Source organism: Sorangium sp. So ce295, from assembly GCF_051527405.1.
Taxonomy (GTDB): Bacteria; Myxococcota_A; Polyangia; order Polyangiales; family Polyangiaceae; genus Sorangium; species Sorangium cellulosum_B.
This window is the reverse complement of record NZ_CP150324.1, coordinates 5,979,460-6,004,157: the sequence shown is the minus strand read 5'-3', so window position 1 is coordinate 6,004,157 and position 24,698 is coordinate 5,979,460. Positions and strand designations below refer to the sequence as shown.

Annotated in this window: 14 protein-coding genes and 2 pseudogenes; 8 read left to right on the top strand and 8 right to left on the bottom strand. The window is 69.7% G+C overall.

Annotation, left to right across the window (positions count from 1 at the left end):
* Window positions 1-63: 63 nt before the first annotated feature.
* Together WMF11_RS22630 and WMF11_RS22625 are read right to left on the bottom strand one after the other, a co-directional pair.
* On the bottom strand, window positions 64-5,520 hold the full coding sequence (locus tag WMF11_RS22630; RefSeq protein ID WP_437978878.1) for an SDR family NAD(P)-dependent oxidoreductase: 5,457 nt from the start codon (window positions 5,518-5,520) through the stop codon (window positions 64-66).
* Complete coding sequence (locus tag WMF11_RS22625; protein WP_437978877.1) at window positions 5,507-10,759, bottom strand: amino acid adenylation domain-containing protein; 5,253 nt, start codon at window positions 10,757-10,759, stop codon at window positions 5,507-5,509. The genes WMF11_RS22630 and WMF11_RS22625 overlap by 14 nt, the downstream gene beginning before the upstream one ends.
* An 847-nt stretch (window positions 10,760-11,606) precedes the next feature.
* On the opposite strand from WMF11_RS22625, the gene WMF11_RS22620 reads away from it, so the two are divergent.
* From WMF11_RS22620 to WMF11_RS22595, 6 genes are all read left to right on the top strand, one after another.
* Entirely contained in the window at window positions 11,607-12,164 is a 558-nt protein-coding gene (locus WMF11_RS22620; RefSeq protein ID WP_437978876.1) for a DUF922 domain-containing protein, read from the top strand.
* 170 nt (window positions 12,165-12,334) lie between these two features.
* Window positions 12,335-13,621 (top strand): RCC1 domain-containing protein, encoded by a 1,287-nt coding sequence (locus tag WMF11_RS22615; protein ID WP_437978875.1) that lies wholly within the window; start codon window positions 12,335-12,337, stop codon window positions 13,619-13,621.
* Between the two features lie 325 nt (window positions 13,622-13,946).
* Window positions 13,947-14,201, top strand: a complete 255-nt coding sequence (locus WMF11_RS22610) for a transcriptional regulator (protein WP_437978874.1) — start codon at window positions 13,947-13,949, stop codon at window positions 14,199-14,201.
* Entirely contained in the window at window positions 14,198-14,746 is a 549-nt protein-coding gene (locus tag WMF11_RS22605) for a sigma-70 family RNA polymerase sigma factor (protein ID WP_437978873.1), read from the top strand. The genes WMF11_RS22610 and WMF11_RS22605 overlap by 4 nt, the downstream gene beginning before the upstream one ends.
* Before the next feature lie 466 nt (window positions 14,747-15,212).
* Complete coding sequence (locus WMF11_RS22600) at window positions 15,213-16,520, top strand: hypothetical protein (RefSeq protein ID WP_437978872.1); 1,308 nt, start codon at window positions 15,213-15,215, stop codon at window positions 16,518-16,520.
* Complete coding sequence (locus WMF11_RS22595; protein WP_437978871.1) at window positions 16,489-16,674, top strand: hypothetical protein; 186 nt, start codon at window positions 16,489-16,491, stop codon at window positions 16,672-16,674. The genes WMF11_RS22600 and WMF11_RS22595 overlap by 32 nt, the downstream gene beginning before the upstream one ends.
* Window positions 16,675-16,705: 31 nt before the next feature.
* Here WMF11_RS22595 and WMF11_RS22590 read toward each other — a convergent pair.
* From WMF11_RS22590 to istA, 5 genes and pseudogenes are all read right to left on the bottom strand, one after another.
* Window positions 16,706-17,810, bottom strand: a pseudogene (locus WMF11_RS22590) (IS1 family transposase).
* 358 nt (window positions 17,811-18,168) lie between these two features.
* Complete coding sequence (locus WMF11_RS22585; protein ID WP_437979330.1) at window positions 18,169-18,612, bottom strand: ATP-binding protein; 444 nt, start codon at window positions 18,610-18,612, stop codon at window positions 18,169-18,171.
* 201 nt (window positions 18,613-18,813) lie between these two features.
* A pseudogene (locus WMF11_RS22580) lies at window positions 18,814-20,153 on the bottom strand (IS3 family transposase); the annotation flags it as partial.
* A 114-nt stretch (window positions 20,154-20,267) separates the two neighbouring features.
* Window positions 20,268-20,708: an ATP-binding protein gene (locus WMF11_RS22575; RefSeq protein WP_437978870.1), complete on the bottom strand. Its 441-nt coding sequence runs from the start codon at window positions 20,706-20,708 to the stop codon at window positions 20,268-20,270.
* Window positions 20,708-22,294 carry an IS21 family transposase gene (gene istA / locus WMF11_RS22570; RefSeq protein WP_437902024.1) on the bottom strand — a complete coding sequence of 529 codons (1,587 nt, stop codon included), beginning with the start codon at window positions 22,292-22,294 and terminating at the stop codon, window positions 20,708-20,710. The genes WMF11_RS22575 and istA overlap by 1 nt, the downstream gene beginning before the upstream one ends.
* 558 nt (window positions 22,295-22,852) lie before the next feature.
* Between istA and WMF11_RS22565 the strand changes: the two genes are divergently transcribed.
* Together WMF11_RS22565 and WMF11_RS22560 are read left to right on the top strand one after the other, a co-directional pair.
* Window positions 22,853-23,041, top strand: coding sequence for a hypothetical protein (locus tag WMF11_RS22565; protein ID WP_437978869.1), 189 nt, complete (start codon window positions 22,853-22,855; stop codon window positions 23,039-23,041).
* A 39-nt stretch (window positions 23,042-23,080) separates the two neighbouring features.
* Window positions 23,081-23,236, top strand: coding sequence for a hypothetical protein (locus WMF11_RS22560; protein ID WP_437978868.1), 156 nt, complete (start codon window positions 23,081-23,083; stop codon window positions 23,234-23,236).
* Window positions 23,237-23,262: 26 nt separating this feature from the next.
* On the opposite strand, the gene WMF11_RS22555 is transcribed toward WMF11_RS22560, so the two are convergent.
* Window positions 23,263-24,000, bottom strand: coding sequence for a formylglycine-generating enzyme family protein (locus WMF11_RS22555; protein WP_437978867.1), 738 nt, complete (start codon window positions 23,998-24,000; stop codon window positions 23,263-23,265).
* Window positions 24,001-24,698: the final 698 nt, after the last annotated feature.

Below are 24,698 nucleotides of genomic sequence, written 5' to 3'. Positions count from 1 at the left end.
GCGGGGGCGTCGCCGTCGCCGCTCCACACCCATGCTAGAGAGACCGGCGGCCGGCCGTCAACATCAGCCCTGATGTCCAGCGGCCTCGAGCGCGGCGCGCAGATGATCGGCCATGATCTGCACGTTCGGCGGCAAATTCATGGTGATGTGATTGCCAGGGACCTCGTGGACAGTGAGCTGGCCCTGGATCAAATCGCGCCATCCTTGAGCCGGGTTGCTCACGGTCATCGCGTCGCGCTCGCTCGCCTGGAAGTAGAGCACGTCACCCGGGTAGGGGCGGGGGGCGTAGCGTAGCATCGCCTGCAGGTTGGCGGTGACGATCGTGCGGAACGTGGCGAGCTCCTGGAGCGCCAGCTTCGGGAACATCCGGGAGACACCCTTCTTGCGCTGGAGCACGTGGAGCAGCTGCTCGTCCGGGGAGAGGTGCCGGATCTCCTCCGCGGGGACGGGGAGACCCGCATCGCCGCTGATCAGGTAGGCGAGGCGCTCGGGGGTGTCGAGATCCTCGGGGAACACCGCCGTGGGCGCGGGCGTGTCGATCATCATGAGAAGCGCGACGCGCTCGCCCCCGGAGATGAGCTGGTGCGCCATCTCGAAGGCGACGACCCCGCCGAAGGACGACCCGCCGAGCACGTAGGGGCCCTCCGGCTGGATGTGCCGCCGTACCGCCTCGAGGTAGCGCGCGGCCATCTCCTCGACGCGGGTCAAGGGCGGCGCCTTGCCCTCGATGCCCTGCGCCTGCAGCCCGTACACGGGCTGCGCCGGGTCCAGGCAGGTGGCGAGATCGTGGTAGAAGTAAACGTGCCCTCCGACCGGGTGCATCAGGAAGAGCGGCCGCCCGGTGCCGGGCTTGATCCGCACGAGCGACGCGGGCAAGAGGCGCGCGGGAGAGCGCCTCGACAGCGAGGTGGATGAGGGCGAGTCGGACTGCGCGATGAGCTCGGCCAGGGCCGCCACGGTCGGCGCGTTGAGCAGGCTGTGGCCGGGGAGATCCATGTTCACGACGCTGCGCAGCCGGGAGATGAGCTGGACGGCGAGCAGCGAGTCGCCGCCGAGCGCGAAGAAGTCGTCGTGGACGCCGATCCGCTCGATGCCGAACAGCTTCTCCCAGGTCTCGGCGACGGCGCGCTCCAGCGGATCGCGCGGCGCCACGTAGGCCGTGCCGAGGTCGGGCCGCGGGTGGACCGACCTCGGGATGCCCTCGGAGTCGGCTTCCCGCGACGCCGGCGCGCTCGAGCTCGGCGCGCTCGAGCTGGCCGAGGCGCGCTGCCTCGCCTGCGCTTCCCGCTTCAGGACGAGGACGTGGGGCGTGGGGCTCGTGAGGATGCGCATCCAGGCGTCGAGCGCCTCGTCGCGCGAGAGACCCTCCTCCGCCGAGGCCGCGCCGCCCTCGCCCGACTCGGCCGCAGGTTCGAGCTCCTTGCCGCGCGAGGCGTCCTGCCGCTGCCACGGGTCCCACTCGATCGCGATCGTGAGCGGGCCGTCACCGGCGGCCCGCCGCTGCGCGAAGGCGCCGAGGAAGGCGGTCGCGGCGCACTGGCCCGCGAGGCCCGGCCCGCGGGAGCCCGTGGTCCGCGCGGCGCACAGCGCGACGAAATCGGGCCGGAGCCCCCGGAGCGCCTCGTCGAGGACGAGCGCGCCGTCGACCTTCGGCGCGAGGAGCGCCTCGCCCTCCTCGCGCGTCATGCGCTGGAGGGGCACGGCGCGGCGGGCGCCCGCCGCGTGGATCACGCCGTCGATCCGCCCGAAGCGCTGGAGCGCCTCGGCCACCGCGCGCTGCATGTCGTCGAGCCGCGAGACGTCGGCCGTCACGAGGAGCACCTCGGCGCCCAGCCGCTCCATCTCGAGCACCGCGCCGATCTTGCGGCGTAACGCGTCGGAGGCGCCCGCGCCGGCGAGGTCGCCCCAGGCCTCCCGGGGCGGGAGCGCCGTCCGGCCCGTGAGCACGAGCTTCGCGCGCGCGACCTTCGCGAGGTGCTCCGCCATGGCGGAGCCGACGACCCCGAGCCCGCCGGCGATCAGGTAGACGCCGCCCTCCCGCAGGCGCGGCGGCAGGCCCTCGGCGCGGTCCATGCGCGCGGGCTCGAAGATCCGGACCCAGCGCTCCCCGCTCCGGTAGGCGATGACGGGCTCGGTCTGCTCCAGCGTGACCTCGGCGAGGAGCTGGTCGATGAGCCTCGCCTCCTGGAGCGTCCGCGGCTCCGGCAGGTCGATGTCGACGCTGATGCACGAGATGTTCGGGTACGCCCTGGGGATGGCCTCGCACGGGCCGAGCAGCGTGGCCTTCTCGGGGCAGAGCACCGCCGGGTCGGTCACCTTCTGCATGTGGCTCGTCACGACCCCGAGCCGCACGTCGTCGCGGAGCCCCGCGTCGCTGATGCCCTGGGCCAGCGCGACGAGGCTGGCGAACCCGAGCCGCTGGGCGTCCGCGAGGCGGGCGGCGTCGAGCGGCGCGCGCGCGGGCTTCGTCACGCCCCACAGGAACATGATGCGCGAGGGGGAGACGCCCGCGGCGCGGAGCGCGCGGAAGAGGGACGCGTGGTCCTCGCGGCTTGCGGGGGCGACGGTGAACTCGCCCTCGCCCGTCGCGGCGAAGCCCTCGCCCGGCCGCACGGTGATGACCTTGTAGCCGTCCCGGCGGAGCCGCATCTCCATGCGGGCGCCCAGCCCGTAGCTGTCGGCGAAGACGACGCAGCACTGGGCCCTCGGCGGCCGGGCCGACGCCTTCATCGACCCCGACAGCACCGAGCGCTTCCAGGCCTGGAGGTGGATCAGGCCGGCCGGCTCCGGCGCGCTGCGCGCCGGCCGGCGCGCGGCGGTCGTGGCGGCGGGCGCGGGCGGGTCGATCCAGTACCGCTTCCGCTCGAACGGGTAGGTCGGCAGGGACACGCGCCGGCGGGGCTCGTGGGTGTAGAAGCCCGACCAGTCGAGGCGGACGCCGGAGAGCCAGAGCTGGCCCAGCGTCTCCAGCAGGAACCCGATGTCGGACTGGCGGTGGTGGACGTGCCGGATCGACGAGAGCATCACCCGGCGGGCGCCCCGCGCGGGGTGATGTTTGGCCAGAGTCGCGAGCACCCGGCCCGGGCCGACCTCGAGCAGGGCGCGGGTCGGATCGGCGAGCACCTCGCCGAGCCCCGCCATGAAGCGCACCGGCTCGCGCACGTGCCTCGCCCAGTACGCGGGGTCCTGCGCGTCGGCCGCGGACAGCCAGGTGCCGGTGACGTTCGACGCGATCGGGATCTTCGGGGCGCTCGGGCGCGCGCGGGCCACGATCGCGGTGAACGCGGCGAGCATCGGCTCCATCATCCGGGAGTGGAACGCGTGCGAGGTCTGGAGTCGGGTGCACTCCAGCTCGCGCTCGGCGAAGAGCCGGTCGGAGAGCGCCTCGATCGCGTCCTCGGGCCCGGCCACGACGCAGGCGGACGGCCCGTTGACGGCCGCGAGCGAGAGCGCGCCGCCGCCCTCGTCGAGCAGCTGCTGCACCTCGGCCTCGGGCAGCGGGACCGCGAGCATCGCGCCCGGCGGCATCTCCTGCATCAGCTTGCCCCGCCGGGCGACGATCCGGAGCGCGTCCTCCAGCGAGAAGACGCCCGCGAGGCAGGCCGCGACGTACTCGCCGAGGCTGTGGCCGATCATCGCCGCGGGCCGGATGCCCCACTCCATCCAGAGCGTGGCCAGCGCGTACTCGATCACGAAAAGCGCGGGCTGGGCGAAGCGCGTCTGCTTGAGCATCTCCGCCGCCGCCGCCTCCCGGCCCGGGGGCGGGTAGATCACCTCGCGGAGATCGAGCCCGAGCTCCGGCTGGAGCATGGCCGCGCAGAGATCGACGCCGGCGCAGAACGTGGGCTCCAGCTCGTACAGCTCGCGCGCCATGCCGGTGTACTGCGTGCCCTGCCCCGGGAACATGAAGACGACCGGGCGGTCGACGGCCTCCTCGACGTGCGCGAGGACCCGCCGCTCCCCGAGCGTCGACAGGAGGCTCACCGCCTCCTCCGCGTCGTTGCAGACGAGCATGCGCCGGTGCGGGAACGTCTTGCGGCCGACCTGGAGCGTGAACGTGACGTCGGGCAGGCTGACGTCCGGGTGCGCCTTGAGATACCCGACGAGGTTCTCGGTGATCGTGTCGAGCGCGGTCCTCGTGCGGGCGGAGAGCAGGAGGAGCTGCCAGGACCGCCCGCCGGGCGCCGCCGCCGCGTGGGGCGCCTCCTCGAGGATGGCGTGGGCGTTGGTGCCGCCGATGCCGAACGAGCTCACGCCGGCGCGGCGGGGCCCGTCGCCGGGATCCCAGTCCGCGAGCGCCGCGTTGACGTAGAAGGGGCTGTTCGCGAAGTCGATCTCGGGGTTCGGCGTGTTGAAGTGCAAGGTGGGCGGGAGCTGCCGGTGGCGGAGCGCCTGGACGACCTTGAGCAGGCCGGTGATGCCGGACGCGACGTCGAGGTGTCCGACGTTCGGCTTGGCCGAGCCGAGCGCGCACCAGCCCTTGCGCTGGCTGCGGGAGCGGGCGTGGAACGCCCTGGTCAGGGCCGCGACCTCGATGGGATCCCCGAGGCGCGTGCCCGTGCCGTGGGCCTCCACGTACGAGATCGTCTCCGGATCCGTGTTCGCCATCGCCAGCGCCTGCGCGATGGCCTGAACCTGCCCCTCCACGCCCGGCGCGGTGAACCCGATCTTGGCCGATCCGTCGTTGTTGACGGCCGAGCCCCGGATCACCGCCTCGATGTGATCGCCGCTGTCGAGGGCGTCCTCGAGCCTGCGCAGCACGACAACGCCCGCGCCGTTCCCGGCGACCGTCCCCTGCGCCTCGGCGTCGAACGTGCGGCAGCGCCCGTCGGGCGAGAGGATCATGCCGTGCCGGTAGAGGTAACCCGACCGCGTGGGGACGTTGATCGCCACGCCGCCGGCCAGCGCGATGTCGCACTGGTACGTGAGCAGCGCCTGACAGGCCATGTGGACGGCGACGAGCGAGGTCGAACAGGCGCTCTGCACCGCGACGCTCGGCCCCCGGAGGTTCAGCTTGTAGGACGTCCGCGTGGCCAGGAAGTCCTTGTCGTTGGCGATGTACATCTGGTAGTCCATCGCCTTCCTGAGCTCGTGATTCGGGTAAAGGTTGCTCAGGAAATACGTGTCGTGGCCGCTCGCGCCCGCGTAGACGCCGATGGTGCCTTTGAACGCCTCGGGGTTGTAGCCGGCGTGCTCCAGCGCCTCCCAGACGCACTCCAGGAAGAAGCGGTGCTGGGGGTCCAGGATCTCGGCCTCTCTCGGGGTCATCCCGAAGAAGGCGGCGTCGAACCACTCCACGTCTTCGAGCACGGCCCGCGCGCGGACGTAGCTCGGGTCCGAGGCCACCTCCGGGGGCACGCCCGCCGCGGCGAGGTCCTGATCCGAGAGCGCGACGATCGACTCGACTCCATCGCGCAGGTTCTGCCAGAAGGCGTCGACGCTCCTCGCGCCCGGGAAGCGGCCCGCCATCCCGATGATCGCGATCTGGTCCTCGGGGACGGGTTGATCAAGCGGATCCATTCTGTCTGCTCTTGGCTGCTTGCTTCTTTCGTTTCAGGATCTCTCGCTGCTTCAGCGCCCGCGCGTCGGCCGCCGAGAGCTCGCTCCCACGGCCGCTGCTGCTCGCGAGGAACGCGGCGAGGTCGGTGACCGTCGGGCGCGCGAAGATGTCGACGAGGGAGAGATCGCTCCCGAACGACTCCCGGACGCGCTCGTGGAGGCGTACCAGGAGCAGCGAGTGGCCGCCCAGATCGAAGAAGTTGTCGTGCACGCTCACGCGCTCGATGCCGAGGACGTCCTGCCATATCGCGATGAGCCGCTCCTCGAGCGAGCTCCGCGGCGCCACCATCGGCGCGCTCTCGGGGCGGAGCTCGCCGGGGGCCGGCAGGGCGCGGCGGTCCACCTCGCCGTTGCCCGCGAGGGGCAGCGCGTCGAGCAGCACGATGGCCGAAGGGTGCATGTAATCGGGCAGCCGCCGCTGCGCGTGATCGCGGATCGTGCGCTCGAGCCCGCCCGTCGGATCCGCCGTGAATGGGCGCGCGCGTGCCCCGGCTTGCCTGGGCGGCGCCGCGGCCCTGCTGCCGTGAGGGACGACGTACGCCACGAGGCGCCGGTCGCCCGAGCGCGCCGGCTGCGCCACCACGACCGCCTCGCGCACGCCCGGGTGCTCCCCGAGGACCACCTCGATCTCGCCGAGCTCGATCTGGTAACCGCGGACCTTGACCTGCTGATCCATGCGGCCGAGGAACTCGAGCTGCCCATCTGGCATCAGGCGGACGCGATCGCCGGTACGGTACAGCCGCCCTTCCGGCCCGCCGCCGATGGGATCGGGGATGAACCGCTCCGCGGTCAGCTCCGGCAGATCGAGGTAGCCGCGCGCGAGGCCCTCTCCGCCGATGCACAGCTCCCCGGGGACGCCGGCCGGGACCTCGTTGAGCTCCTGGTCGAGCACGTGCACCCTCGTCCCGGAGATCGGGCGCCCGATGGGCACCGCGTGGCCGACCGGGCGTTCCACCGTGGCGCAGCAGGCGAACGTCGCGGCCTCCGTGGGTCCGTAGCCGCTGATCATCCGGCACCCCGGGAGCTCGGCGAGGACCCGATTGACGTGCTGCGGGGACAGGACATCCCCCCCGGCGACGATCTGGCGCAGGCCGCGCAGCGCCGTGATCCGCTCGTCCACGAGGAGGTGGAAGACGCCGGCGGTGAGCCACACCGTGGTCACCCCGTGCTGGCGGATAACGCGATCCAGGTCGTCGAGCGACGCGGGCACGGGGGGCATGACGACCAGCCGTCCTCCGTTGAGGAGCGCGCCCCAGATCTCGAACTGCGATGTGTCGAACGAGATCGACGCGAGCTGCAGGAAGACCTCGTCCGGCGCGAAGCTCGCGTAGGTCGTGCCCTTGACGAGCCGGGCCACGCCCCGGTGGGGCACGGCCACGCCCTTGGGCCGGCCGGTGGAGCCGGACGTGTACATGACGTAGGCGAGCTGGTCCGGCGTCGCCGGCGCCGACGGGTTGTCGTCGCGCGCCCGGCCGATCTCCTCGCGGTCCGCGTCCAGGCAGAGGACGCGCGCGCGGCACCCCGGCAGCGCCTCGCCGACGCGGGCCTGGGTCAGCATCACGCGGGCGCGAGCCTGCTCCATCATGAACGCGAGGCGATCGGTGGGGTAGGTCGGATCCAGGGGCACGAAGGCGAGGCCCGCCTTCAGCACGCCGAGGAGCGCGACGAGCATCTCGATCGACCGGTACATGCACACGGCCACGCGGTCTTCGGGCGCGAGGGCTTCGGGCGCGAGGGCTTCGGGCGCGAGGGCTTCGGGCGCGAGGGCCCCCTCGTCGGGGCAGGGCGCGGCCCCGGACCCCGGCGCCTCGCGGACGCGGAGGCCGAGCAGGGTGTGCGCGAGCTGGTTGGCCCGCCGGTTCAGCTCGCGGTAGGTGAGCGACGTGACGTTCCCCGCGCCGTCGTCGAAGACGACCGCGACGGCCTCGGGAGAACGCTCGACCTGGGCCTCGAAGAGGCGGTGAATGCACACGTCCGACCCGGGGCCGGCCGGGGCGGTGCCCCACGCGCGGAGCGCGCTCCGCTCCTCGGGCGTGAGGAGCGGGAGCGCCGAGAGGGGCAGGTCGACGTCGCGCGACGCGCCATCGAGCAGGGTCTCGTAGTGGCCCGCCATCCGCTCGATGGTGCGCGCGTCGAACAGCGCGGCGCTGTACTCGATGCGCCCGATGATGCCGTCCTCGCGCTCGTCGAGCTCCAGCGTGAGATCGAACTTGGACGCGCCCGTATCCACGTCGAGCTGACCCAGGGTCCAGCCCGGATCGATCGCCGGCACGGGCGGCTCCAGGATGAAGGCGACCTGGAACAGCGGGTTCTGGCCGGGGACCCGCTTCGACTGGAGCGCCTCCACGACGCTGGCGAACGGCACGTCCTGGTGCGAGAGCGCGGCCTGGCTCACCGCCCGCACGCGCCCGAGCAGCTGCCGGAACGTGGGGTCTCCGCGCAGGTCGGTGCGCAGCACGAGCGTGTTCAGGAAGAAGCCGAGGAGGTCCTCGGTCTCCGGCGGATGGCGGCACGACGCGGACGTGCCCACGACGATCTCGTCCTGCCGCGCGTACCGGCAGAGCATCGCCTTGAAGGCCGAGAGCAGGACCACGAAGAGCGTGACGCCCTGCTCCCGGGCCAGCGCCTTCAGCCGGAGGGTGAGCTCCCTGGACAGGGCGACGCAGTGGCGCGCCCCCGCGAGGTTCGGGGCGGCCGGACGTGGCCTGTCGGTCGGCAGCTCCAGGGTGGGGAGGTCGGCGAGCTGCCGTCTCCAGTAGTCGAGCTGCGGCTGGTGGGCGCCGCTCAGCTGCTGTTCCCGCTGCCAGCCCGCGTAATCGGCGTAGTGGATCGCGCGCTCGGGCAGCGGCGACGGCCTGCCCGCGGCGAACGCCTGGTAGAGCGCGTGGAGCTCCCTCGGGAGCACATCGAAGATGGAGACTCCATCCATCAGGATGTGGTGCACCACGACGAACAGCACGTGTTCGGCCTCGTCGAGCCGGACCAGCGTGGCCCGGAGCAGCGGGCCGCGGGCGAGATCGAACGGGCGCCGGGCCTCGTCGGTGGCGAGCGCGACGGCGCGCTCCCACCGCGTTTCGGCCGACAGCGCCGGCAGCGCCGTCAGGTCGACGACGGGCAGGTCGAGCGGCGCCGGGGGCTGGATCTGCTGCACGGGCTCGCCGCGGACGACGGCGACGACGCTCCGGAGGATCTCGTGGCGCCTGAGGAGCTCGTCGAGGGCGCGCCCCAGGGCCGGGACGTCGAGGGGCCCGCGGAGGCGCAGGGAGAACGGCTCGTTGTAGAACAGCGCGCCCGGGTGGAGCGCGGCATGGAGCCAGATCTGCCGCTGCCCGTGCGAGAGGGGGATGGGCCGGTCCCGCGGCGCAGGCGGGATGGCCGCGGCGGCCGGGCGCTGCTTCGGCCGGGGGAGCGACGCCACGAGGTCGGCCAGCGCGGCGACCGTGGGGGCGTCGCACAGGCTCTGCAGGGAGAGATCGACGCCGAGCGCGCGGCGCAGGCGGGACAGCACCCGCGCGGCGAGCAGCGAGTGCGCCCCGAGGTCGAAGACGTCGTCGTGGACGCCGATGCGCTCGATCCCGAGCGCATCGGCCCACGCCGCGGCGATCGCCGCCTCGATCTGGTTGCGCGGCGCGAGGGGCTCGCCATCGCCGCGATCGGGCCGGGCGGCGTCCGGCGGCGGCAGGGCCGCGCGGTCCACCTTCCCGCTGGGGCCGAGCGGCAGCGCGTCGAGCCGCACGAACGTCGACGGGATCATGACCTCGGGGAGGCTCTCGCGGAGGAAGCTGCGCAGCGCGGGCACGACGGCCCGGGGGGCGGCCGGGGGCGCGTCCGGCGCGTCCGGGCGCGCGACGACGTAGGCGACGAGGCGGCCCTCGCTGGCGACGGCCACCGCCGCGCGGACGGCGGGGTGGCGCCCAAGCGCGGCCTCGACCTCGCCGAGCTCGACGCGGTGGCCGCGGATCTTCACCTGCTGGTCGACGCGCCCGAGGAAGGCGAGATCGCCGCCGGGCAGGCGGCGCACCACGTCGCCCGTCCGGTAGAGCCGGGCCTCCGGGAGGGCGCTGAACGGATCGGGGACGAACCGGGCCGCCGTGAGCTCGGGCTGACCCAGGTAACCCCGGGCCAGGCCGGGCCCGCCGAGGTAGAGCTCGCCGGACTCGCCGTCCGGGACCGGACGCATGGCGGCGTCGAGCACGAAGCAGCGCGTGTTCCTGATCGGTCGGCCGATGGAGAGCGGCTCGCCGGGGTCCCGATCCGGGTCGAGCCCGTCGGCCATCGTGGCGCATACGGTGGACTCGGTGGGACCGTAGGCGTTGATGAACGTGCGCCCCTCTGCCCAGCGCGCGGCGAGGTCGGCCGGGCAGGATTCGCCGGCGACGATGAGGGTCCGGAGCGCGGGCAGCGAGCGCTCGGCGCCTTCGGGGAAGGCGGCGAGCGCGGAGGGGGGGAAGGTCGCGATCGCCACCTCCTCCGCGCGCATCCGATCGAGGAGCGCGCGCCCGGGGATCATCTCGAACTTCGTCCCCATCACCAGGGTGCCTCCCCGGGCGAGCGTCATCGCAATCTCCCAGACCGACGCGTCGAAGCTGAGGGACGCGAACTGGAGCACGCGGCAGCCCGGCCCCACGTCGAACCGCTCGGCCAGGGCGCGGGCGAGGTTGGTGAGGCCCCGGTGGACGAGCTGGGCGCCCTTGGGCCTGCCCGTCGAGCCCGACGTGTAGATGACGTAGGCGAGGTCGTCGGGACCCGTGGTGTCCGGCGGGTCCTCGTCGCTGAAGCCCGCGGTCACGCCGCGATCGCCGTCGAGGAGGACCACGCGCGCCGCGTGGCGCGGCAGCGACGGGAGCAGCCGCGCCTGGGTGAGCAGGACGGGCGCCTTGGCGTCCTCGAGCATGAAGGCGACCCTCTCCCGCGGGTACGAGGGGTCGACGGGGACATAGGCGCCGCCGGCCTTGAGCACCGCGAGCAGCCCGACGAGCGCCTCCAGGGAGCGTTCGGCGCAGAGCGCGACGAGGACGTCGCGGCCGACGCCCAGGCTCCTCAGGTGGTGCGCGAGCTGGTTCGCGCGGCGATTCAGCTCCTGATAGGTGAGCCGGTCAGGGCCGAAGGATGCGGCCACGACGCCGGGCGTGCGCCCGGCCTGGAGCTCGAACGAGCGGTGAATGCTGGCGTCCTCGGAGCTGAAGTCGTGATAGGTCATGTCGTGTGTGGTGGTAGGAGTCTCTTCAGGGGCAGAACATCAGCCGCCGTGTGCGAGCCCGAGCAGCGACGCGAGGGCGTCACGCATCTCGTTCAGAACCGTCCCAGGAGCACCGGAGTGAGCTCCAGGGCGGCAGCCGGTGACACGGGCGCGCCCCCGACGTTTCAGGGGCGCGGTCGGCACGGATACCATGCTGCATCACGCTGGTACTCACGCTTCGATGGGCGAGTCCATCGACGCCGTGGCAGGGTGACGGTCCACAATTCAAGGCTATTCGCAGCGCAGCCGATTACACACAACCGCGGAATGAAAATCAAGCGGGACGTACGGCTTTTTTCGGCGTGGAGGGGCATGTGGTCGCGGCGCTGCGTCATGAGGCGATCGCTCCCGGCCGGCAGTCCTGTCCCGCGCCCGCGTGGCCCGCGACGACCGCGCCGGGCTCGCACACCGCGACGGAGCCCGCCGCGAACGAGGCGTCGGGAGCACTCGTAATCAGGTGGTGATCGACGATGTCCCGATTGCCGATCGTACGGGTTTCATGAATCGAACATCGCCGATCTTCAGAGGTCGCCGAGAGGGGCTGTCGAGCGTCCGCCCCGGCCCCGACCGCGCCGAGACATCCCTCGCGCGGAGCCCTGCCGCGGGGCGCTACGAGGGCGGACGAAGACGCCGCTGAGGTCCCACTGGCTCCGTCGTGAGACGGAACCGTGAAGGCGAGCGCGAGCGAAGCCGACGCGGGGCGGTGGGACGTCGGAGCGCGTTATAGTAGCGACGAATCGGGGGAACCGAGCCATGGGACCCCGTGGAGCGAGGGGCGCGCAGGGACACGGAGCCGTAAGAGGGAAAGATGGAAGAGACATCGGGCTTGGTACCCATCTCGACGCGACTCAAACGGATAGCAGGGCTGGCGCGGCAACTCCGCGAACGGCCGCTCACGACGCTTGCTCATCACGAGGGGTCGTACAAGCCGGCCACCTTCGACTTCCTCGGCTTCACCATCCACTGGGGCAAGAGCCTCGCGGGCAAGTGGGCAGTGAAGACGCGAACGGCATCGGATCGCTTCCAACGGGCATTGAAGGGTATCTCGCAGTGCTGCAAGGCCCATCGCCATGAACCACTCCTGCCCCGCTGGCGCCCGCCGCCCAACGCCGCGCCGGCGCTGGTGGCCACCTGGGAGGCGGAGCTCCGCGCCCTGGTGGCCCACGAGGAGGGGCACAGGGACCTGGCGATCGCGGCGGGAGCGGCGGTGGCGGAGGCGCTGGAGACAACGCCTCCGGCGGCGTCGGCCGAGGCGCTCGACGAGGCCATGATGACGCGGGCAGAGGCGGCCCTGGCGGCGGCGCGGGAGCGGGAGCGGGCCTACGACCAGGCGACCGCGCACGGAGCGCGCAGGCCGGCGGCGTGAGCGTTGGAGGAGCTCATTTCCGCTCCGCCCTCTCCTCGCTTTGCCGCACGACTCCCGTGCAGGCCCTTCTGCGGCGAGCGCCCATCCGTCCCCGGAACTGGCGAGGTCGCCGTTGGAACTATTTTGCGGTGCCACCAAAACGGCGAGCGGCTCGAAGCGTATCGGGGAGCATGAACCTTCGCACCCTCGGACTCCTGACCACCTCAATCGGCATCATCACCCTCGGCTGCAACGGCACGGACGTCACCGGCACGGACGTCACTGGCACGGACGTCACCGGCACGAACGTCGGCGGCTCCGCCCCCACCACCTCCTCGACGAACAGCACCGCCTCCGGCAGCACCGGCGTCCCGACGGTTTGCACCGGGGCCGCCTGCCCGGCCATCATCCAGCTCATCGGTGGCCATGGCTACGAGTGCGCGGTGCTCGGCGACGCCACCGTCGACTGCTGGGGAGCGAACGACGGCGGGCGCCTCGGCGACGGCACCACGACATCCCGAGACACGCCAGTCGCGGTCAAGGGCCTGCCCCCGGCGGCGGCGGCGGCCGTCGGGCTCGGGCACGCCTGCGCGCTGCTCGACGACACCACCGTGCGCTGCTGGGGGCTCAACAGCAACGGACAGCTCGGCAACGGCACGATGACTGCCAGTCTCGCGCCGGTGGCGGTGACCGGGCTATCTGGGGTGAATCAGATCGGCGCGGGCGTGTACCACTCGTGCGCACGGCTCGGTGACACCGGCAGGGTGCTGTGCTGGGGCCGGGGCGGCTACCTCGGTGACGGAACGATCAGCGGCAGCTCGACGCCCCGGGAGGTGCCCGGGATCTCGGCGGCGACGTGGCTCGCCGTGGGCGGGGGCGAGTCTTTCGGCACGAACCTGGCCGCCTCCTGCGCCATCCTTCAGGACGGGAGCGCGCGGTGCTGGGGGGACAACGGCCAGGGTCAGCTCGGCGATGGCACCAATGCGGTCAGGCGGTCGCCGGTGACGGTCATGGGCCTCTCGGGGGCCATCGAGATCACCGTGGGTGGGGCGCACGCCTGCGCGCTGCTGAACGATGGTACCGCCCGCTGCTGGGGCGCGAACGGCAACGGGCAGCTCGGCGACGGCACCCGCATCGAGCGGCTGACGCCGGTGCCGGTGATGGGCCTGTCCACCGTCGCCCACCTGAGCGCCGGAGAGCGTCACACCTGCGCGGAGCTCCTCGACGGCACGGTGATGTGCTGGGGAGAGGACTCCTCCGGAGAGCTGGGGCGCGGCGCGACCTCGCTCATGCCGAGCCCCACGCCGGCCCTCGTCTCCGGGCTCGTCGGGGTGAGCGCGCTCGGGGCGAGCAGCCAGAGCACCTGCGCCTACAGCGCTGACCGGGTGACGCGCTGCTGGGGCAACAACCAGTACGGCCAGCTCGGGATCGGCGCCGACACCACGAGCCGTCCCGTGCCTACGGCGGTGGCCTGGTAGCCTGTCGGGGGAGCGCCCCGGAGAGGGAGAGCGTCATGGCCTCCCTCCTCCGGCGGACGGGTGATGGCCCAGATACCACCTCTCCTCACGCATAGTGGCCCAGACCCAACAATGTAGTGGCCCAGATATCGATATCTGTTGTGACCTCGTGATCGGTCCGTAGGCTTCCGAGGGAAGTAGTGCGGGGCGCGACGCTTGCCGGCGTCCGCCCCGCGTGGCCGACACCTCACAGCGCGAGGTACCGACAGTGAAGCTTTACATCGTACCGCCAGACGGCGGCAAGGGCGGAGCTCCATCCGCTCGCCGCGGTCCCCGATCCACGTCCTTGACCGATGCGGAGGCGATGCGTCTCCGCGCCGCACTGCGCCACATGCGCGGGCTGTTCGGCAGCTGGCCCTGCCTCGCCGCCGCGATGGGCGTCCCGAAAACGACCCTGACCAACTTCGTGTACGGCGCGACCCGATCGACGCACGGGCTCGCGCTGAAGGCTGCGCGTGCCGCCGGAACCACCGTCGAACGCTTGCTCGGTCGGCCCGTGGCGGCCGACCGCTGCCCCACGTGCGGCCGAGGTGCCCCATGAACCCGTGGGGCCCGTACGACGGCCCCGCTCGCGTCCTGAGCATCGCCGAGATCGCCGCGCAGGAGCCGCACATTCGCAGCGCCCTGCGTGGCCTCGGTGTACGCACCGTCGATCTCGACGACGTGTGCCAGGACGTCGTGCTCGGGGCATGGATCAGCGCGCAGGCCGGGCGCTACAGACCCGACCCTGCGCGCGAACCTCTGGACGCGCTGAAGCGCTGGCTCTTCGGCGTGTGCCGGTTCCACTGCACGCACTACCACGCGCGCGCCTTCCGACGCCGAGAGGTGTCCGTCGCTGACCCCTGGACCGCCACGGGGGAGGAGCGCGTCGACCCATGGCACGTCGGAGAGCGCATCGACGCCGCCAAGGCGCTCATGGCGATCGCCGCGATGCCGGTCTGGGCCCGCGAAGTGCTCGTCCTGGCAGCGCTCGGGCACGGGCAGACCGAGATCGCCAGCATCCTGGGCATCCCGCTCGGCACCGCGGGCAGTCGCCTTCGGCTCGCGCGGGCCCGCCTCGCCCGGAAGCTCCGACGGCGGCGTTGAGCGAGCAGGCGCCCGCCCGCCCGGCGCGGCACTGCGCGAGATCCAGCGATGGCGCGTCGGCCGGTCGATCTGCGCGCCGCCCGCCGTCCGCGCCATCGCAGCCCGGCACTCTAACGACGCGCTTGCGGCTTCCTATTAAGCGCCGGTTGGATTACCGCTTCGTAGAACAGGGAACCCCTGGCGAGCACCGCTCGCCGCCAGATCAGTCTGTCGTCCGGCTCGAGTGTAATCCAAACACCTACATACCACTGTGAACTATCGTTCACAAAAGCTCCTTCCGCACTGTCCCCGCTCAATCCGTTTCTGGATTTCCGCGAAGACGGAACATGCAGCTCGAACGACCTCGCGCGCGTTGACATCCGATGGCTGTGTATGACAATACATCACATCAAGGAATATCGGTTCAGATCCTCGCCATAGGCGCGGCCGTCGCCGCGAACTAGCCATGACAGCTGAAGTCGCCATCATGAACAAGGAAGCTGTCGCGTTAGCTGCCGACAGCGCCGTAACCGTTCGCAGCACTGGGGGACACAAGATCTTCACATCTGCGAACAAAGTGTTCGCACTCTCAAAGTACGAGCCAGTCGGCATCATGGTGTTCGGCCTCGCTGAATTCATGGGCACACCATGGGAAACTATCATAAAGGTATTCCGTGACGATCTGGGTCATCGACGATTCGATACGGTCCGAGATTATGCAACGGAATTCTTCCGGTTCCTCTCAACTGATGCGCAGTTGTCGGCAGACAGGATGCAGCGGGACTACGTGCGAGATGACCTGTCCCACTTCTTTCACGAGGTGCGCGAGTTCTATCGCGAGCGGATCAAGGAAATATTTTCGCTTGAGGGCGAGCTCGAGGAGTCGCGTGTCTTAACTGTGTTCGGTGAAGCTCTCGATAGCGTAAAAGTCGGCATCGACAGCGATGAAATGATAGATGGCTACACGAAGGCAGATGTTGCCAGGCTAAGGCGCCTCTATCTTGCCGAAGTGGTTGAGGCGACGCAGCATTGTTTTCGATTGCTGAAGTTGACTCCTGCGCTCAAGCGACGCATGTCATCGCTGGCGGCGCATCATCTTGTGCGGTGGTCCGAGGAGCTCGCTCCGCACGCGTCTGGCGTCGTGATAGCAGGATTCGGCGGCAGTGAGCGATTCCCGTCGCTTTCTACTGCAATGGTTGATGGTGTCGCTGGTAGCATTCTTCGGCGCAGTAAGACAAAGAGCATTAGCGCAGGCGTCGACTGTCCCGCGGTATTGTCGCCCTTCGCTCAGCGAGAGATGGTATATAGCTTCATGGAGGGCGTGGATCGTGACTACCAGGCTGCCATTGAGCGTGACATATTAAGGCTGCTGAAAGAATATCCGATAACCGTCTTAGACCAGGTCCCAGGGCTCGCTGCCGATGTCAGAGCTAATATCGAATCGAAGCTAGGGACAATCGCGACTCAAACGTACCGTGGCGCATTGGAGAAATTCCGAAAGTTCCGTCAGGAGCGATTCTGGGAGCCGATAATCCAGGTGGTTAAGATGCTTCCCAAGGATGAGCTTGCTTCGATGGCGGAAACGCTGGTTGCGCTCACGTCTTTTCGTCGTAAAATTTCGATGGAGGCAGAGACGGTTGGCGGCCCGATCGACGTTGCAGTCATCTCCAAGGGGGACGGATTAATCTGGATCAAGAGAAAACACTACTTTCAGCCACAGCTAAACCACCACTTCTTCTCTAACTATTACAAAGGTTCCTCCTATGAAAAAGAAGCCAACGGCGAGCAAGCGTGAGCGGGTGTTCCACTCCATGGAGGAATTTGAGCGGGCATACTTCCCACACGTCGGTCGGAAACGAGAAGAATCCAAGAAGGAGATTCCAGAAACCGGCTTTGCTCAGCAATTTTTAGAGAGAGTGAAGAAGGAGTTGGAACGCCAGTCTACCTAAGTTGCATCAGTTATGTCCGCGCAATGGCGGCTCATCCTCCAGACGAGCCTGGCGGCCTTTGCTCGTTACCAGGACCAGGCAAACGTTCGAACAGGCTCAGCTGCACCATCCTGCGCGGCCCAGGTGCTGGCGGCGGCTCGGGCTCGGGCCCTTCGGGCGGTGGCTGCGGGGAGGAGGGAGCCGACCCGCCCGAGACGAGGCGGAGCCATCCACGGCCGCCGGGGAGCTCGCGAGCGGGCGTAGGCGCTTCGCCGGGGCGCGGCTGTAGCTTGAGCGGCAGCGCGACGGGTGGCGCGGTCTCCTCCTCGGCAAGGGCCGCGGCGACGAGCTCGGCGAGGGTCCACGGGCGCTCTGTGAGGCCCGCCGCAACGGCCGGCGTGGTACCGAGCGTGCCGTGCACGCGGGTCCAGTTGTACGCGGCGATCCCCAAGCCGATCGCGGCGCGATGCCCGCGCAAGGTCTTCGAGAACGCCAGGCACAAGCGCCGTGTCCGTCCGACCGTGTGGCGCGTCTGGAGATTAAAGCGTTCCACGTACGACGTCGACATGAGCTCTTCATTGGGTACACCGAAGACTGGTGTCTTGGTGACGAAGACTTCTCGACTAGGCTCGTAGCGGTGATCGGGTGATCGCTGCGGTCCGCCGCGGTAGTTTTTTGACGCATTGGGCGTAGTCGGCGGATCCGCGGAAGCTCGCGATCATCGCCTCGATGTAGGGCTGCCAGCCGTCGCTCGTGATGTGCGGAACGACCGTGAGACGCCCGCGTAGGTCCTTGACGAGCGTCTCTGTATTCTCGCCGTCGCGCTTTCCTACGTGGAATGAGATCGCGAGTTTGGTATTGGCGTCCAGCGCGACGTAGAGGTAGGCGTCGCCGTGCTCGGCGGCGTCCTTCTCGGTCACGCGGGCCTGCTTCTTCTGGACGAAGCTCCACATCTCGTCCATCTGGATCACGTGCGCCGCCAAGCCGCGCACCTTCCTGCTGTGAAGCCGAATGCAGCCCTCTCCGAGGCGGAGGGCGAAGTCCAGCACGGTCCCCCGCGCCACCTCGACCATGCGGGCGGTGGCGCGCAGGGAGTTGCCCTCTACGAGAGCGGACGCGATGCGGACGCGCGTCTCCAGCGGAAGCGGAGCGGGCATGACGGGCCTTGCCTGCCACGTCGCAGGGTCATGGGGCCACCCCTTTGCAGGGTCATGGGGCCAGGGGGAGACGACGTGATCGGCCTCGACCATGCCCGAGACCGCGAAGCGTGTCGAGGTCCCCGGAGCCGGGCGCGAAGCGACCGGCGACGTCCCTCTTTTTTGCAGGGTGATGGGGCCACCCGGGCCCTCTGGCAGGTCCGGCGTAGGGGCCGCGACGCTCAGGAGCAGGAACGTTTACCCCGCCCCCGGCGCCCCTCGCGGCCACGTTGACGACGGTGGGCGAGGCGCGCCGAGTGGAGCGAGGGGGGGCAGCGGCGCGGCCCCGGGATCGACGTCCTCACCGGGGCCGCAGCGGTCATCGCCGCTTGTTGCGTGGATGGGTGGGCGGCTTGCTGCGCGCGGGCACCGGCGCGGCCGTGTTGCTCTCGTCGAGCTTCGGCTTGAGCCGTGGCCTGTACGACTCGCCCTCGATGATGAAGTCGAACGCCGCGTTCTTGAACCGATCGACGGCGCTCTGCGCGAGCAGCACGTCGTCGAACATCGCGAGCCACTCGGCCGTGTCGCGATTGCTCGTGACGATCATCGACGCGTGGCCCGTGCGTTCGAGGAAGAGCTGGTAGACGTCGCGGCTCTCTTCCTTGCTCATCACCTCGAGCGCGAAGTCGTCGAGGATGAGCAGGTCGACAGTCGTGAGCGCGACCATCTCGGCGTCGCGTGAGTTGTCGAGCCTGCTCTGGCGCAGTCTGCGCAGCATCGCGTCGGCGCGCAGGAAGCGCACGCTGTAGCCGTGCCGGAGAATGCCAACGGGTTTGAGACAGTCCGGACGAGAATCCTATGAGGGGATCGCGCTGAGGGGCGCGTTCCGGCTCTGGGCCCCAACCGGTCGAGATCGGGGCGGCCGCGGCACGGCGGTGGGTGCAGCGACGGGCTCGGACGCCGCGCTGGTCGTGCCCGTGTGCGGCGGCGCCGCGTCCTCGCATGCGGCGGCGTCGACGGACAGCGGATTGATGGCTACCGAAGCGGGCGGCCTGCGTACGACGGGCGGACCGTTCGGGAAGCGTTCGGGATGCGCGGCGTAGGCCGTGTCGAGGGCGACCTGGCGCCGAGCCGCGATATCTTCGACGCGGCCATAGAATACATCAGCAGGTGTGAAGAGCGCAAGGCCAGAATGCTGATGAATGTCGTTATACCAGCTGAAGAACTCCTGGCACCACGCTCGTGCATGAGCCAACGAGGCAAAGCGTTCCGGATAGTCGGGCTGGTATTTGAGCGTCTTGAACTGCGACTCGGAGAAGGCGTTGTCATCGCTGACGTGAGGCCGGCTGAAGCTACGAACAACGCCGAGCGAGCCGAGGAGCTGAGCAAGCCCCTCCGACCTCATCGCGGAGCCGCGGTCGGCGTGCACCGTGAGCGAGCCGGGCTCGACGCCGTGGCGGGTGACGGTCTCTGCGAACAGGTGCTCGGCGAGCTCTGCGCTCTCCCGCTCGGCGAGCAGCCAGCCGACGGTCATGCGACTGAACAGGTCGAGGACGACGTACAGGCAGTAGAAGACCCCGGGCAGCGGCCCGCGCAGCTTCGTTATATCCCACGTCCAGATCTGGTTGGGGGCCGTGGCGGTGAGCGTCGGCTTGGCATGCTTCATCGGCCCACGCTGCGCGCGGCGCTCGCCGCTCTCGCCGGACGCCGCGAGCAGGCGGTACATCGTGCGGATGGAGGCGAGGTAGACGCCGCGCGACAGCAGCGTCGCGTAGACCTCCGGTGGTGGCTGGTCGACGAACTCGTCGCTGTGCAGCACGTCGAGCACGGCTTGCCGCTCGGTGTCGCTGAGCCCGCGTGGGCTCGGAGCGGGCCTGGTCAGCGCGGGCGGCTTCGCGGGCAGGGTCTGCCGGTAGAGCGTGGCGCGGCTGACGCCGAGTGCCGCACACGCCTGGGCGATGGGGACGTGCGGGTCATCGAGCTCCTCGATGACGTCCATCAGCGCTCTTCGTCGTTCGTGAGGTTGATGCCCAGAATGGCAGAAACTTTTTTTTGGAGATCAATGAGCTTCTCAGCGAGTGCGAGCTTCTCCTCGAGGCGCGCTGAGCGCTTCTCGAGCTCGGCGATGCGCCGATCCTTCGCGTCCTGCTTCGGCTTGCGGCCGGGCTTTCGCCCCGCGAGAGCCTCGCTGCCATGGAGTGCGAGCTGCTTGCGCCACGCCGTCAGGAGGGAGCTGTAGATGCCCTCGCGACGCAACAGTGCCTCGATGTCCCCGCGCTGGGTGCACGCGGCTGCCTCGCGAACGATGCGCAGCTTCTCCGCCGCCGAGAACTTCCGCCTCTTGCCCGGCTTCGGCATGGCCTCGACGGCGACGCCACTCGGGCGGGGAGCAGCGCCCTGCGCCGCTGGGGCGGGGGTAGGATCGACGGATCGGAGATGGGAAGGCTTCGGCACGGGTCAGGTCCATTCTCCGCCCTCTCACCACAGATTTCCAGGGGCAGCCTGTCTCACCCGACGTTGGCACAGAGGGTGCTGGCACGCGAGGTGTCCGAGTGCGTTCGCGAGGAAGGTCTTGCCCACGCCGACCGAGCCGAGGATGACGATGTGCTTGTGCTCTTCGAGGAAGCGCAGGCTCGTGAACCCACCGAGCAGACGCTTGTCGAAGCTGACCTTCGCGGCCTTGTCCCAGAGCTCCAGGCGCATGCCGGGATCGAGCCCGGCGTCGCGTACGCGGCTCTCCGTCGCGCTCGCCTCGCGGCGCCCGATCTCGTCGGTGAGCAGCATGAGCAACATCTCCTCGTGCCCCATCGACTGCTTCTCGGCCAGCAGCAGCCGCTCACGCAGCGTCGCAGCGATGCGGCCGAGGCGCAGGCGCTTGAGCGCCGTGACGAGCGCGGGGTCGACTTCGCTGAAGCTCATCACGCCTCCTCCTTCGTCGCGGCAGCCGCCAGCGTGCGTGTCGCGAAGTGCTCCGTGCTGCGCGCGAACCGCGGCGTGGGGAGCGCAACGACCTTGCGCTCATCCGCGAGCGGCGACGCGGGCGTCTTCGCCGTCTCGAGCATGCGCGTCACGCGCTGTACGTCGACGACATCGAACGCGAGCGCGCTCTGGCAGATCGCCTCGACGCGCCCGCTGCCGAACTTGTTGCACAGCCGCAGCAGCGCATAGACCAGCCGCATGCGCGTCCAGGGGAGCGGCACATCAAGCAGCCGCTCGGCGTAGATGCCGACGTGCACGCCGCACTTCTTCGCGCTCGTGATGAGCGAAGCCACGTCGCGCACCGCGGCGACGTCCTTGCCCACGGGGTAGTCGCTCGCATCGGTGGAGCGCTTGCCCGGCGCGACGCGCACGTGCACCTTCACGAGCTCCGTGCCCGCGTAGATCCTGACCGACGCGCGGTCGGCGCGGACGCGCACCGTGCTTCCAACGTAGCGCGTGGGCACGCTGTAGAGCGACCGCAGGACCTGCACGTGATGGTCGGGGTGCACCTTCGCGTCAGTCCAGTGCGGCACGTCGAACGGCGCTGCCGGCGCCGGCTTCATGGTGCCCTTCTCGCGTGATTCGAACACCTCGCGCGGCACCTCGCGTGTCGTGCCGTGGACTCGCGCTCCAGCGACGTCACGGCACCACCGCTCAGCGGACGCGCGCGCCTCGTCGAGGCTCGAGAACGACTCGCCGTCGAACCAGCTCTCGCGCACGTACGCGACCTGGTTCTCGACACGCGCCTTGTCTTTGGGCGACCTGACGCGCGCAGGATCCACGAACAGCCCGCGTGTCTGCGTGTAGTCGAGGAACGCCGGCACGAGCACGGGGGCGAGCTCGTCGGCGCGCAGCACGATGGCCTTCATGTTGTCCGGGAGGATCACGCGCGTCATCGCGCCGAAGAACCACCACGCCGCATCCAGGCCCGCGCATACCGCCGCAGTGGTCTGCTCGAACGACGGCCACACGAACTGGTAGCGGCTGTATGCGAGCGTCACCACGAGCGCCCACAGATTGCGAGCTCGCTGCGTCGCTGGGTCGAACAGCCTACCCATCAGGCCGAAGTCGATCTGCGCGACCTCGCCAGGCTCGGTGTCCGCGACGCGAACCGTCGGCGTCTTCTTGCGCCACGCGAGCTCCTCCATGGCAAAGCGCCGGAGTGTGTCGTAGCTCGCGCTGACGCCGTGGTCGCGCTTGAGCAGCAGGTGGATCTTCGTCAGCTTCAACGGCCGAGGTTGGGCGAGCCAGGCCTCGATGCGTGCGCGATACGCGCCGATCTCTTTCCACTCCTCGCTTGCGTCGGGCACCGGGCGCGCCTGCACACGCTGGGCGATCGCGTGGATCTCCTCGTCCGTCGGCTCGCGATCGCGCGACAGTGGCAACATCGCTGCGGCCTCGAAGTACCTGCCGACCGTCTTGCGATCGACGCCGGTCTCGCGCGCCACGTGACGCGCGCTCTGCCCCGCCGCACGACGGCGGAGCATTTCCTTGATGTCAACCATGATCAGCTCTCGGTAGGGCATCGGTCTCCTTCCGACGGCGACCCGCGCCGTCCTCGGAAGGAGCCCGTCTCAGATCCCGACCGCGGCGTCCCGAGCTGGCCCCATGAGGCTGCAAAAAACCTCGGAAGCTGGCCCCATGACCCTGCAAAAAACCGGGTCACGCCCCCGCGCGGGTGGCCCCATCCTCCTGCGTTTGGGGTGGCCCCATGACCCTGCAAAAAACCTCGGAAGCTGGCCCCATGAGGCTGCAAACTGGCATTGCCTCTCTCCCCGGGCCGGCCCATGATGCGGCTGCGACGCGCGCTCTGTGGGCCACCACAGGGTGTTTCGCAGCCCCGCTCTCAGGTGCGAACTGAGGGCGGGGCGCTTTGCTAAGTACCCTGGAAAGATAGCAACGAAACGCCTTGTTTCCCGGCGTTTCTGCGCCGCTAGGACACGGGTTGTCCTAGCCCGCATGCGCGTTTACAGCCTGTTTGACGGCGTTTTCTCGCAGTCGGTCGCGAGCGGCAACGGACAACGCGGCGCCTACGGCGCGCGCGCCGCGTCGAAGTGTGCTATGGGTGGGATATGAGGGTACCGATGACTAGGTGGGAGTATCTGTATGGCGGAGCGGCAGACCTGGGAAAGCATCTTGGCGTCGATAAGACTATGGACGCGGTGCTCAAGGCGGCCGGCCTAGCCGGGTGGGAACTGGTCCAGGTGAAAGAGTTCGGTGATGGCAGCTGGCACTGCTTCTTCAAGCGGCCATTGCAGGAACCATGGCCATGAGGCAGTGGCAGGCCAGCCGTCAAGGCTGCTGTGGGCCGGTTGGTCAAAATTGACCATTACCCGGCGGCGCACATCGAGCACCTCGACCGGATGAAGGCGGACGGGTGGGACGTGGAGGACGAGCGGACGCGCAGTGTATGGCTTCAGGAGAGTATCGGCAGCCAGATGCGGCGCGATCCGCTTCAGCAGGACTGAACACAGCGGGTCGAGACGGCGCGTTGCTATGGCGTCCTCGCGCACCGGGCCCCGGCGAAGTGATAGCGGCGCGACGGGCTGCCGTAGCCGCGAGCGGACGAGAGAAGATACGATGCATCGTAATCGAAGCTCCCGCCCCTGAGCGCCCGGTTCGAGACGGAGGTTGTGTTGGCGCAGTTGTCGCAAGAGGTGGCGTAGCCTGCGTACCAATCCAGAACCCACTCCCACATGTTCCCGGCCAGGTCCGCTTGCCTCCACCTCCCGTCTCCAGCCGACGATCGCGAGCCGACCGGCTGGATGTCCCTGAACGCGCACGAGCCGGATGCAGACCCGTCCCCGGTGCAGTCGTACACCGCATGACTCCTATCGAGGATGGCGTCGCTGGCCGAGTCCGACCAAGGATACGGGCGCTGTTCGCCGCCACCCGCTGCCGCATAGTTCCACTCCGCCTCCGTTGCCAGACGGCCCCCATCCCACGCGCAGAACGCGAACGCAACGTACCAGTTCAGGCAGTTCATCGGCAGATGCTCGTGGTCACCCGCTTCATCCGTCCACGTCTGGTAGGTCCCGTTGCACTTCACGGCTACCGTCAATTCCGGCGCGCCAGCAGGCAGCTGGCTCGCCCAGTCCGCATTCCACCCGCTCCCATCGAGCAGCGGGTGCGCCCCTGCTCCCGCCGCGGGCTTGCTTTCGGGATACGCCTCCACGAACTTCCGGAACCGACCCACCGTCACCTCGAACCGATCCAGCAGGAACCCACTCACCGTTGCTGGATACGCTGGATCGTTGCCCCGGTTGAACGTGCCGCCGGGCACAGCCTCCGCGGTCGCGCAGCAGTTCTCATCCCCACCAGGCCCGCACATCTCGGCCAATCCGACACAACTCGGCCGTGTCACGCATGCCCCTCGGCTGCACACGGGCGCTGCGGCAGGACACGGCTCCACGTCCTCCCACGCCCCGCGCTCATCGCACCGCTTTGGCCGGTTCGACGAGCAGCGCACGTCCTCCGGGCCGCACTCACCGGCGCACGTCCCGCCGACGCAGGTCTGCCCGATGCACGCTTCGCCACTCTCCCACCGCCCATCGACACAGCGCTGCGGCGTGTTCTCCGAGCACTTTCGCTCGTCGGCAGAGCACTCGGCGTCGCCTCCGCCACCTCCGGTTTCCGCAGCGCCACCTGTTCCGATGCCGCCGCCGCCAAGGGCGCCCGTGCCACCGCTGCCCTGCGCGGAAGCGCCGCCTCCGCCACCAGCCCCGGTCCCGTCTCCGCCGTTTCCTCCTGTGCTGCCGACGGCTGCACCGCCAGCGCCTGTGCCATGAAAATCGCGATCCGTGGGCGCACAGCCAGCAAGCGCTGCGACGAGGCCGAGCTGCAGTCTCAGTGCGTTGGCGCAGAGGAGGGGGAGAGCCCCGGGGGCGAGCGAGTGCGACATGGGGCCACATGGTAAGGTAGAGGCCGCTT